The organism is Tengunoibacter tsumagoiensis (assembly GCF_003967535.1).
Lineage (GTDB): Bacteria > Chloroflexota > Ktedonobacteria > Ktedonobacterales > Ktedonobacteraceae > Tengunoibacter > Tengunoibacter tsumagoiensis.
This window is the reverse complement of the sequence record NZ_BIFR01000001.1, coordinates 4,681,991-4,694,329: the sequence shown is the minus strand read 5'-3', so window position 1 is coordinate 4,694,329 and position 12,339 is coordinate 4,681,991. Positions and strand designations below refer to the sequence as shown.

At 49.6% G+C, this 12,339-nt stretch carries 7 protein-coding genes; 3 read left to right on the top strand and 4 right to left on the bottom strand.

Translation table 11 applies throughout. The features are described 5' to 3' along the window. The first annotated feature begins 35 nt into the window (after nucleotides 1-35). Nucleotides 36-488: a hypothetical protein gene (locus EL628_RS18370; protein ID WP_126581365.1), complete on the top strand. Its 453-nt coding sequence runs from the start codon at nucleotides 36-38 to the stop codon at nucleotides 486-488. Between the two features lie 35 nt (nucleotides 489-523). Here EL628_RS18370 and EL628_RS18365 read toward each other — a convergent pair whose 3' ends face one another. Both EL628_RS18365 and EL628_RS18360 read right to left on the bottom strand, forming a co-directional pair. Continuing rightward, on the bottom strand, nucleotides 524-4,126 hold the full coding sequence (locus EL628_RS18365; RefSeq protein ID WP_126581364.1) for an AAA family ATPase: 3,603 nt from the start codon (nucleotides 4,124-4,126) through the stop codon (nucleotides 524-526). Nucleotides 4,127-4,596: 470 nt separating this feature from the next. Beyond that, entirely contained in the window at nucleotides 4,597-7,329 is a 2,733-nt protein-coding gene (locus EL628_RS18360; protein ID WP_126581363.1) for a DUF4012 domain-containing protein, read from the bottom strand. Between the two features lie 326 nt (nucleotides 7,330-7,655). Between EL628_RS18360 and EL628_RS18355 the strand changes: the two genes are divergently transcribed. After that, a complete protein-coding gene (locus EL628_RS18355; protein ID WP_126581362.1) occupies nucleotides 7,656-8,501 on the top strand; it encodes a PPK2 family polyphosphate kinase in 846 nt (281 codons plus the stop codon). 28 nt (nucleotides 8,502-8,529) lie between these two features. Here EL628_RS18355 and EL628_RS18350 read toward each other — a convergent pair whose 3' ends face one another. Continuing rightward, nucleotides 8,530-9,909, bottom strand: a complete 1,380-nt coding sequence (locus tag EL628_RS18350; protein WP_126581361.1) for a DNA polymerase Y family protein — start codon at nucleotides 9,907-9,909, stop codon at nucleotides 8,530-8,532. A gap of 523 nt (nucleotides 9,910-10,432) precedes the next feature. Between EL628_RS18350 and EL628_RS18345 the strand changes: the two genes are divergently transcribed. After that, nucleotides 10,433-11,452 (top strand): Clp protease N-terminal domain-containing protein, encoded by a 1,020-nt coding sequence (locus EL628_RS18345; RefSeq protein WP_126581360.1) that lies wholly within the window; start codon nucleotides 10,433-10,435, stop codon nucleotides 11,450-11,452. A gap of 200 nt (nucleotides 11,453-11,652) precedes the next feature. Here the strand turns inward: EL628_RS18345 and EL628_RS18340 are convergent, their stop codons facing one another. Further along, complete coding sequence (locus EL628_RS18340; RefSeq protein ID WP_161975591.1) at nucleotides 11,653-12,138, bottom strand: DinB family protein; 486 nt, start codon at nucleotides 12,136-12,138, stop codon at nucleotides 11,653-11,655. Nucleotides 12,139-12,339 lie beyond the last annotated feature (201 nt).

The following is a 12,339-nucleotide window of genomic DNA, read 5'->3' as shown; positions in this document are numbered from 1 at the left end:
CATGGACTCATTGTTGAGAAAGGACCTCTCAGAGTATGACACATTCCTCTTCAACCCCACACCGCTCCTTTTTTTGGCTGGCCATACTTGCCATCGTGCTGGCATTATTGGCAACTTTTGCAACCGTCCCATCGCATCGGGCTCATGCTGCAAGCTGTGATAGCTCAGCATCTGTTATAGGCCAGACATCGAATGGTACCCAGTATACAATTGGGCGCATCTCGCTTGTGTGTCCTTCTGCTTCTAATGCTTATGTTTATGTGACCTCTTCGCTTTCCTACACATTGTACATGTCGGCCTATTTTAAAGTAACGGATGCCTTTGGCAATATCACCAACGTAGGATATCGTGACACGAGACAATCTCCAGGTAGTAATACTGTTCAATCCTATACGTACTCTGGAGGCGGTTCATATTATGTGGCGTGCAGTGAAATTGCAGGGACAAACTCTGCTGGTCAACAGGTAAGCGGCCATATCTGTTATTAAGCCTGATCATGTCAGCGTAATGGGGGCAGGCTGTGTTAGCCTGCCTCTACTTCTTCAACATTGACGGGATTGATGGGCGTCTGAGGTTCGATGGAGGGCTCACGGATATCAATCTCGAGCTTCCCATCGACGGCAAAGACATGGACCTCACCATTCTGGGGAATATTAGCCAGAAGAATGCGCAGGCTCAATGGGACGGTAAGCAGCCGTTCGATAACACGGCGCAGTGGACGAGCCCCCTGGATGGAGCTAAAGCCCTCTTTACAGAGCAGATCAATCGCGCTCTCATCGGCCCGTAAGATCAGTCCCTGTTCCAGCAGGCGAGCGCCCAGCTCATTCATCTGGAGCCGGGTAATCTCATGAGCCTGATCCTGATCGAGTGGTTGGAAGATTACCACATCGTCGATACGGTTCAGGAACTCGGGTCGGAAGGTCTGGCGCAGCCGTTCCAGTAAGCGATCACGCTGCATCTCCTCACCCACGCCCTTCATGCCAGCGCGGAAGCCACTGGGCATCGAGCGTCCCAGCATCTCTGTTCCGACATTGGAGGTCATAATCCAGATAGCGTGCTGAGCATCGACCGTATGGCCTTGAGCATCGGTCAGGCGACCGGCGTCAAAGACCTGAAGGAAGAGATCAAACACCTCTGGATGAGCCTTCTCCAGCTCATCGAGCAGCACAACGCAGTGTGGCCGTCGTCGCAGCTTGCCCGTCAACTGGCCTTCCTGATCATAACCCACATAGCCGGGAGGGGCTCCAATCATACGAGAGACAGCATGTTTCTCCATATACTCTGACATGTCCACGCGAATCAGATGTTCATCCGAGCCAAAGACTTCCGCAGCCAGTGCGCGGGCCAGCTCTGTCTTACCCACACCGGTTGGACCAAGGAACATAAAGACCCCTGAAGGACGATTGCGTGGCTTGAGTCCAGCTCGTGCGACCTGGATCGCCTGGGCTACGCGCTTCACTGCCTCATCCTGACCAATGACCCGCGTCTTCAGACGAGCATCCAGTGAGAGCAAGCGATCCCGCTCTTCACGACCAGGGGCGCGGACAGGGATTCCGGTGCGGGCCGAGATAATCTCTGCAATCATTGCGGGGGTGATCGTCGGTGAGATCTCAAGCACCTCTTCATCCTGTGTGTTCTCATCGTTCTCAATGGAGAAGACGCGCGCCTGTGAGCAGGCCTCATCCAGGATACTACAGGCTTTATCGGGCAGGCGAAGATTGGGAAGATACTGAACCGAGAGATTGACCGCAGCCTGCAACGCATCATCGGTAATGGTCGCGTGGTGATGCTGCTCATAGAGATCGCGCATTCCGCGAAGAATCTCCAGTGCCTGCTCGGGAGAAGGCTCCTCAATAATAATCGGGCGTAAACGGCGCTCCATCGCAGCATCTTTTTCGATGAGACGATACTCTTGAGGAGTTGTGGCCCCAATGCAGCGGAGCCGTCCACCGGCCAGAGCCGGTTTCAGAATTCCTGCGGCATCGATGCTCCCATCGGCGGCTCGACCGGTGCCAATCAGCAAGTGCATCTCATCAATAAAGAGAATGATATTGCCGCTCGTCTCCGCCTCTTCGAGCACTTTTAGCAAGCGTTCTTCAAATTCACCACGATACTTTGTCCCTGCGACCAGCGAACTGGCCGAGAGCTCGATGACGCGTTTGCCGCGGAGCTCAGGTGGCACCTTGCCATCCACAATGCGTTGCGCAAGCCCGCCAATAATCGTTGTTTTGCCGACGCCAGAGTCTCCAATCAGAATGGGATTATTGCGATCTTTCAGCATCAGCGTCTGCATCAACTGGCGGATCTCTTTATCGCGTCCGATGAGTGGAGTAAGCTGCCTGGTCATCGCCTGTTTCGTCAGATCGCGTCCAAGCTTCTCGAGGGAAGAGGTATTATTCTTCATCAGTCCATCGGGATTGATCGCGGCAGGCAACTCTTCTGGAATGAGATCGGCATTGGGAGATGCTGACGGGATCAGTTCGAGGAGAGAATGGGCGCTGCTATTCACAATCATCTCGACCAATTGAGTAGGATTGATCCCAAGTTTGGAGAGAAGATCGTGCGTGACCCCATCGTTCTCGCTTAACACAGCCTGAGCGATAGCTCGCTCATCGACAGAGGGCGAATGGGCATTGATCGCATTACGTTCAGCGGTCTGAAGAATCTCTTTACAGCGGCGCGTTGGCAAGATAGGGGTATCGCCAGAAGCCTTGCCAGTCCCCATTGCCATTCGAATCACATCGCGTACCTGTTTGGGCGAGAAACCCAGCGTGCGGAGAGCATCCTGTGTGCAACCACCATCCAGCTTGGTCAGCGCAATAAAGAGATGGGGAGTGCCCAGATAATCTTTATGCATGCGGCGAGCCTCACCAAGAGCAAACTCTAACACCGTCTTTAAGAAGCGGCGATCAGGTGCATTGGCGGATGGCAGAAGAGGAGCCATCAAGTGGCTCTCATCAAAGGGGTCCAGATGTGGCTCGATAGTGCGCTCTTTTGCGGAAAGAGAGCTTATAACCAGACGCTGATTTGGATTGCCGTAGAGGATCGGAGAGATCCAGGAAGGATCGTCAGTATAGTGCTGAGAGAGAGCAACCCTGGTGCGACGTAGCGACTCACCCAGCGTAACGCCATCGGCGATATCCTGGTAAAAGAGCGTTGTAAATTCACGCATCCGTTGGGCGGAAAGAGGCCAGCGCAGGGCGAGGACCGCACCAGCACCGGCTGCAAGCAGTTTTGTGGCGAGTTGAGCATTGGCCTCATCCTGCTCCTGGGGGCTGAATGTAATGCCCATCTGACTCAACTGTTCCTCTTCATGATAACTCAATACCACCAGAGGTGCTTTTGTCAGACCTTGAAAGAGGATTTCAAGCGTATTTGTATCAAGGCGAGAGCTTCCCGCGAGGGCCAGCGTAGGCTCTCCATTGAGAAGAGTCGGAGCAGGGCCTGCATAGTGCACTATATGGGGTGGCTCTGTATTCATGCGCATCCGAATCTCAAGCTGATTGGCCTGCTGACGATAGAGAATCATGCGCGAGACAACCTCCGGCAAGCTCGTACAGAGCGTTGCCACCTCCTCCTCTGCCCCGGTGCGTTCCCCAGTAGGGTTAACCAGAAAGAGAACTGAGAGCCCCTGTGCATCCCGCTTCTGAGCTTTGCGTGCAGAACGTTCATTCAAGGGAAGGGCCAGAAGTGGGTCCTGGTCCTGTTGTGCGAGCCGTCCTACGCTCGTCACCTGGCACAGATACCGTTTGCTTTTAGGTGCGTTATCCAGCAGAATCTCCCATGGAATCTCGGGCGTATTCGTCTGAATAAGCAGGGCGCAATCTAAACGACGGAGAGGTTCCTGAAGTGGGACTGGGAGAATGTTTTCAAAGAGAAGTCGGCCCAGTGCCGCAAAGGCTTCATTGGCAGTTCCGCTGCCAAACTTAGCGGTTTGTCGTTTGTGCTCAGTTGTGGCCAAAGATTGTTGAGCCACTTGCAGAGAGCGGCGCAGACGTTCTTTGAGCTCAACACTAAGCTCAGTATTATAGTCGTGGTTTTCATCCGCCGGTCCATCGGGAAGATCAAGACGAAACCGGTAACCTGTATCTGTTTTGATAATCGTTAAAAGAGCTGTTTGTTCCATGGTTGCTTCTCTTCCGCAATCTTCCCGTTAAAAAATACCGCTGTCATGCGAATAGGGTTCGCATGTTCTCTGGATAGACTACAGCGTGTCTGTTATCAGAGGATACAGCTGCAAAAAACTTTTCGATCGTAAGCCGGGGGCCATCGTTTAGAAAACAAGCCAATGGAAAACGTCGCCCCCACTTTTCACGCTATGGTGCATAGTGCATAAGAATCAGTTAAAAAAAGACAGCCTTGCCAGTGAAGTATACGACCTCAACCACGTCTTGTCAATTTATGTTCTTTTTTATTTTAGTGAGTTTCAGGGGAGAATACAAGAATTCCTTCGTGGAAGGGAAAAATGGTCTTCTTTTCAGGAGAGCGTGAGGAAGCTATAATCCCTACTCTTGAGTTGTTCAGGTGTAGTAACGTGGAGTCTCTAAATGATGGACTACTATTATGTCCACCCATCGAGACTCCACAGTTTTCGTCTTAAACAGGATTGGAGACTGTGCAATTTTGCGACTGTGACGCTGCTTGAGAACTGCGTTTAAGGTTAAATTCCTGATCCGCTTCTAACACTCCATTAAAATGGAGACCAGACGGTATAAAAACCGAGCAACTCTGGGGGGGTGGTAGAATCGTCATATCTACTTCGGGATAGGTTCCTGTCTGACGTTGGACCAGGAGCTGATACCCGTCCGATTGTAAGGCAGGAACCGACCATGTGAGTGAGAGGGTCAGCGTACAATTTTTGGGCACAATCGCGTAGCCTGCAAACATAGCTCGTCCGGGTAGATCGCTCTGGAAATTCGTAGGAGCTCCCACTCCATCCAGTGGATGCCAATTCTTATAGTATGGATCATTCAGTATAGGGGCGCTGGCACCACCATGATAGAGTCCAGTGGGACAGATCAGATCATCATGTGGGTAGATACTGACAGCGGGACAGGGGGCTAAGGGTCCATCACAGAGTGGTTTACCATCGTCAAAGCCGGTTCCATCAATGAAATGAGCGGTTGGGGGAACATAGACCCGTACATAATCGCGATAGGTATCAAGTCCATACACATCCCCCACCTGCGTATAGGCCAGTCGGATCTGAAGCGTATGAACGGCCGACCCATCGGTGGCGAGATTGGCCGTATCGTGCAACTGGGTCCGTACAAATTCAGCCGCTTTGCTGGCGCTGACATTTGCCTGTACCACATAGAGCCCGTCCTGCTTCGTGGCCGTATTTACCTGAGAAGCATAGCCATTCTGTAACAAGAGATCTTCTAATTGCGGATTCGTTGCATAGATCTCAAGGTCGCGGGTCTGAAGATCAATCAGCAGGATCTGCCCCAACTTGATCAGGAGCGTAGGGGATGTTTTCCGCAACTGATCGAAGAGCACATGGGTCAGACGGGTCGTGAACTGTTTGCGAGCCTCCTCGTCGCTTGTGACATGCTCAATCTCTTTCTCCTTCATAATTCCATCATGTGCAAGCTGATAAAAGTGTAAGATCTCTTCTAAATTCTGGTCAGTCACCGTCTCATTGTAAACGGGAACGGTCACTGGCCCGATTGCTTTGAGGATATCCTTAATTAAGAAAGGAGTAAACATGACGACGCCATCAACGGAGCGTTTAGTATCGTGAGTATATTGATCACTTACCAGGCGAGCAGAGGTGGGGAAATCGGGTGATAGATTTGCATCACGCAGCCCCCAGTTATCAAATGGCCACCAGGAGCGGTAAGGTTCGGGGGCTAACTGGCCCTGATTGGGACTGCCAGCAGTATATTCGAGGAGGGCAACATTTTGTAAGGTAAGTGGCGCAATACGTCCACCATTGATAGTTAATTCACCATATTGGCCAGTGAAGCCTCCCGTCGCCCGGAGCTCGCCGCGGTCCATCGTCTCAACCAGTAATGTTCGAGAATGATCAACGCCTAGAAGCCAGCTAAGGGGATCAAGCCAGGTCTGCGCCGTCTGAATGCTGCTGGCCAGAGTGGGCACCAGGTTTAAGGCTGACTGAAGCTGCTCGCGCTGATGTGAGCTGATAGGGAGCGAATCCAACTGCACCAGTTGCGCCTGTTGTTGCAGATCTTTGACGATGGGCGCAATCGTATTGAGCGTTATATGGATCTGCGGGATATCCTGAGGGATCAATAAAGGTGTTCCATTATCGCCAAGGAACGATCCTCCATGGAGTCTTGGTGCAAACGTTTGTCCTAAAGTTAAGGCTTGAAGCCCGATCTCAGTAATATCAATGCCCATCTGAGTGCCTGCCCGGCTTGTGTTCAGCAGGGGGGTATATTGTGGAAGAAAGCGTGGCACCGCCTGAATATACGTATTCTGATTAAGAATTATTTGTACCTGTCGGAAATCACTCTGGGCTACGTGTAGATTCTGGATGCCTCTCTGTATTGTTTGTGTATCCAATAGATTGCTATTATTCTGTTGACCAAACAGATTTTTGAGCTCCATCAGATTCTGGATTCCATCATTAGTATGTGTGCGTAACTCATTATACGTTGAATAGAGCTGTATCCCCAGTCCAATTCCAAACACGGTTGGTCCAAGAATGCTAAAGAGGAGCAGACAGAGAATGATTCCAGACAGACCTCGTAAGCTCTCACCTTTATGGCGTCGACGTAAAGAGCGGCGCACATAGCGACGAAACCTTTGTTGAAGCTGTGGTGAGATCGAGCCAGATAACGCCAGTTGTTTATCTGTGCGATTAAGAGGATCATAGATATCAAGGAGCCTGCGAGAGTCCTCGTCATCATCATTATTACTTGTGAGAGAGGTTTGGGAAGCCCTTCCATCTATGGATTCAGCATTCTCTATCCTGATCATGCTATTGATCGTAGAAGCGCTACTACCCGTCTCATCAGGGTGAGAGGGTACATCTTCCATCTCATCAGGGGTAGAGGGTACATCTTCCATCTCATCAGGGGTAGAGGGTACATCTTCCATCTCATCAGGGGTAGAGGGTACATCTTCCATCTCATCAGGGGTAGAGGGTACATCTTCCATCTCATCAGGGGTAGAGGGTACATCTTCCATCTCATCAGGGCGAGAGAGTGTATTTTCTATCTCATCAGAGAGGGAGGGTGTATCTTCCATCTCATCAGGGTGAGAGGGTGTTGCTGTTAGTTCTGATGAGATGGCTTCGTTCATCGTTTCAGGTGCTTCAAGGAACTGCTCTTCCTGTGCTGACTGTTCTTCCGATTTAGACATTGGTAGACCTTTATAAAATAAATAAAAATGAAAATTGGCCTCGATAGGGAAAGGTAGCTCTGATTTGAATAAAGCTCTGTTCCGAAAGAAGAGGTCTACCACACTGTATTGCTCTCAACATTTATAACGCTATTAACCATGCAAGTGTTGCATCAAGCACCCAGATTGGGCTATACCAGTACCCAATCTGGGTAAAGAAGAGATTGTTGGCGAGAAAAAAAGAGACTATACGCGTTTTGTCAACGTAACAAAAGAAGATCAACATCATCAAACCGTGGTCGTACTTTTCGTTATCAAATGACCGTGAAGAAAAAGGGGGCAAGAGCATGTCGTCAGATCTTGTGTGGAAGATCGCTGAGGATCACAAAGTAAAGTTAAAAGACTATGATCCTGATTTTATCAATAAGCATGTCGTGCAGGAGCAGGCAAATGCAGAGATGGAGCGCCTGGATCAGGAGTTGAGCGAGCTCCAGGAACTGCTTGCGGCAGCACAACAGAATAGCTTATTGATGATCCTTCAAGGAATGGACACGAGCGGCAAAGATGGCACAATTCGTCATGTCTTTTCTCGCATTAATCCCCAGGGCTGCTATGTTCATTCATTTAAGCAGCCAACCGATGTAGAGCTCGCCCATGATTTTTTATGGCGTGTCCATACGGTCACGCCGGGCAAAGGTATGATGGGTATCTTTAACCGCTCGCACTATGAAGATGTTCTCGTTGTGCGGGTGCATGATCTCGTTCCTGAAGACGTCTGGAGCAAAAGATATAAAGCAATCAATCAATTTGAGAAGCTTCTCGTTGACAATAATACTATTATCATAAAGTTTTTTTTGCATATTAGTAAAGATGAGCAGGCCAGACGCTTGGAGGCAAGGGAGCAGGATAAAGACAAAGCCTGGAAGCTTTCTGCGAGTGATTGGGCGGAGCGCAAATACTGGGATGATTATCAAAAAGCGTATGAGGATGTCTTAAGTAAGTGTAGTACTGAAGAATCCCCCTGGTATATCGTGCCATCCAATCATAAGTGGTATCGCAATCTTGTGATTGCTCAGACCCTGGTGCAAACGTTGCGACCCTATAAAGATCAATGGAGAGGACAATTAGAGGCGCGTGGTCGCAAAGAACTGGAGCTCCTGGCTCAGCAGCGCCAGAGCAAAGAACCTTCCTGAGAGGGCCTCTTTGCTCTAGAGGAAACATTTAAAGTTTACGTGTCAGGCGGCGCGTGCGTGCTGGAGGTGGATAGTAGGTGGGAGTGGTGGCGATAATATCCCCAACGCGTAATTGGACCTGAAGATAGCGTACGCCTGAACGATGATAGTGAGCAAAGAGCATCAGGCTATGGTGGGCAATGATATCCGCTTCGTCGCTATGACGAGATAGAATCATCTGCCCACTGATGGTCTCTTCTTCGGCTGTAACGGCCATCTCCTGCCCATTTTCGTCGAGCAAAAGCTTGTGCGTCTCTCGTTTCAGACGATTGGGCCAGAGGATCAAGCCAATCGATTGCCCCTTCAGGCGTTGTTCGCGTAAGCGTTCTCCTAGATAATCCGCCAATTTACGAATAGCCGCACATGTCTCATCAGCATCAGCCTGATGGCTAAAGCGAACCCGAGCATTCTGGCTCAATGGAGGCGCATCGGGTATGACCAGACTGCTATCTTCTCCCAGAGCGATCTGATGGAGCCAGCCCCCCAATTTCCCCAGACGGCGTGCCAGCCCCTCATTTGAGAGGGCAGCCACCTGCATAAAAGTGGTGATACCAAAGTCGCGCAGATGGGCCAGCATCTCTGCAACAGCCACTGGGTCAATCTGCTCGCTTTTACCTTCGACCTCGGACGTCGATTGTTCGCTTAGCCCTGGCAATGAGGACGGTAGGCCAGTTCCAGCAGCGCGCACCTTTAGAAGCATCGAGAGTGGAAGCGTCTGTATGAAGGATGCTTCGCGTCCAGGAGGGATATAAAGTACCCCTTTGCGACCATCTTTTCTGCTCATCAGCGCGGCTAGCTCGGCGATGGCTTTACCGTTGGCAATCCCGATCATAGGAGTGAGCCCCATCTCTATAATCTCTGCACATAAACGTTCCGCCAATGTAACGGGCGAATCAAATAGTAGTTCGCAGCCACGAAGCTCAATAAAGGCATCTGAGATAGGGATAGATTCAACAATTCGTGAATAAAACCGATAGCGTTCTTTCAGTTTCTGTAGAATTGGTTGATACCGATCATAGGATGCAGGTAAGAAGCGTGTGCGTGGAGCCAGCCGGTGAGCGCGGCGCAGAGGCATACCAGGTACAAGCCCCAGCCGTATCGCCGCTGGTGATACATCAATCACGCGACCAGGCTCATTGGGTCGTCCTGTTCCGGTTCCAACCACAAAACTTTGATCCTTTAAAGACGGATCAAACATCTCTTCTAATTCGCAATAGAAATGATCAATACGGACATGCATAATCCCCTGGCGGATCCGAGCCCGCTCGGCTGCCAGGGAGGCCTGCTGGGAGGCGCCCGTTGGATGGGTCGATGGACTGTCCTCGTGTGTAGTCTCCGTTGTTGATCCAGTTAAATGAAAATGTTGCATAGTCAGCTAAATTTCTGTATTTTAAGCGTTTGTGTCTAAGCGTTTAGACGTTTTCACTGACGGACGATTGTATCAATATGTTCCTGAACCTTCTTGCCTGCGAGCTATGAATTGGCAGTCGTTGACTGATCGATGCCTCTTCCCTCCTAATAACCAACGTGCGAAGGCATGGCTGTTTGCATATGACTATGCCTGTATTTCAGTGCATGAAGAAATTGGCGCAATGATTAACTTATTATATGCCAGAAAGAGTCGATCATCAAATCCCCTGTCCCTTTGAAATTACTACGATGATGCTGGTTGTGGAAAGGCAGGCGTATCCGCTTAATGAAACAACGACCATCCTGTTGGTCCATTCGACCTATCTGGCCTGTATAATAACGCCTGTCAGGGCTCTTGTGTTATACTTTTGCTGTACTGTCACATGACCTGCTGATGACGTAATCTAGCCGATTGCGTATGATCCCTGGACAAGCTGGCGGTGCCAGAAAAACCAGGAGATGGGATGTAGAAAGGAGCGTCTGTGGACAAAAGATTTGATTGCTTCACTGAACGTGCCCGTAAGATCGTCAGTTTAGCTCAGGACGAGGCTCGCTTTTATCGTCATGAGATGGTGGGTACAGAGCATCTATTGTTAGCAATCTCGCTTGAAGGGGAGGGGGTTGCAGCGCGTGTGTTATCTCGCCTGGGGGCGACGAGTGAGAAGCTGCGGACGGCCTTAGTTGAAGTTGTAGGCATTGGCAATACCTATCTTCCTGAACTGCCTACGTTTAACGAGCAGGCGCTCCTTGTGTTTACTGCGGCCATGCAGGAGGCCCAGAAGATGAAGCAGCCCTATGTAGGCACCGAACATATCCTCCTCGGGTTGACCACGCTCACTCAGAGTCAGAGTGAGAAAATGCTGCATCGTCTTGGCATTACTTTTGGCGTGCTGAAAATGCGTGCAGCCAGTATTCGTATCCTTTCCAGTGCTACTGCTGGTCCCAACAATCCTCTGCATGAGATGTCTCCCAGCGCTGAGGCAGCTCGTCAGGCCACAGTTACGCGTGCTACAGGTGAGCAGCGCACCGTCAAAGTAGGGGAGCAAGGAGCCTTCTCTCATTTTACTGATCGGGCCAGAAATGTGCTTAATTATGCTCATGAAGAGGCTATGTATATGCAGCATAGTTATATTGGAACAGAGCATCTTCTGCTTGGGCTATTGCGCGAACATGAAGGGGCGGCGGCGTATATTTTTCAGCGCTTACGAATTAACACATATATGGTTCGGAATGCATTAAATCAGGTGATCAGTCGTGGAGAGAAGCCAGTTCAAGGCCAGCTTGGGTTTAACCCACGTGCTCAACGTGTTATTGAACGGGCTATTATTGAGGCTCAGGGTATGAATCACCGCTCTGTTGGGACTGAGCATCTTTTACTAGGTTTAATGAATTCAGGCGAGAACATTGCAACAAAATTAATAGTAAAGTTGGGGGCTACAGAGCAACAACTACGCGCAGAGACCTTGCAAGTGCTGGGGATTTTAAAAAGTGGTGAATTTTGATGCTCTATGTAGTAAAACAAAAAGAAAAAAACACAAGAGCAACAATTATATCTCTGTTGCTCTCATGTTCATTACTTCTTGAGGTTATTGTATGTTACTCCAATGGATGAGTGACCAGTTCTGTTGCGTAATCCCTATAAGCTCCTGGAGAGACGAATCTCATAAGCTCCTGGAGAGACGAATCTCTCATGCATTCAGTGCTATGAGTGTTGCGCCAGCCAGGAAAGAATAATGGTGGCATGTTCTTGATAGTGGTCATAGGTATTTCCTGCGATGTTTTCCCAGACAGCATAGGTACCACCCCAGGGATAGGGAGAATTAAGCTGTTCCTCACTTAATTGCTCAGTAGCTGCCAGCAATTGTTGTGATGTAGCCTGAAAATCTGCCTGAACTTCTGCTAATGAGAGGTCTTTGTTTTGCTGATAGATCTCTTCATTGATGGCATCCTCATCTTTTGAGGATGGAGGATGAAGCCGATCAACACCAAAACGCAGAGCCTCAATCTTATTGAGCACCAGTTTTTGCCATGCACTCAGGTGAGCCAGATTATCTTTGATCGACCATTGTCCGTTGACATTGGGTGTTGTCAGTTGTTCTGGTGTCAGCGGTTGTAAAAGTTCCTGAAAAGTAGTATAGCCTGTGCGAATGCGTTCGAGAAACTGTTCTTTTTGTATGGTTGTAGACATACTGTAAGACTCCTTTGAGCTCATAAAGAACGATATCCAGGTCAGAAAGAGATAATCCTGCCCGTAATGATCGTATCATCACTAAGGTAATCTCAGTGATAGTAGTATGTGATGATAGGATAGCGTGTGGATGCCTTAATTATTTGTACTATAAAGCCTTATCAGGTTAAAATACGTCCTGATTCATACTACTATGATAGA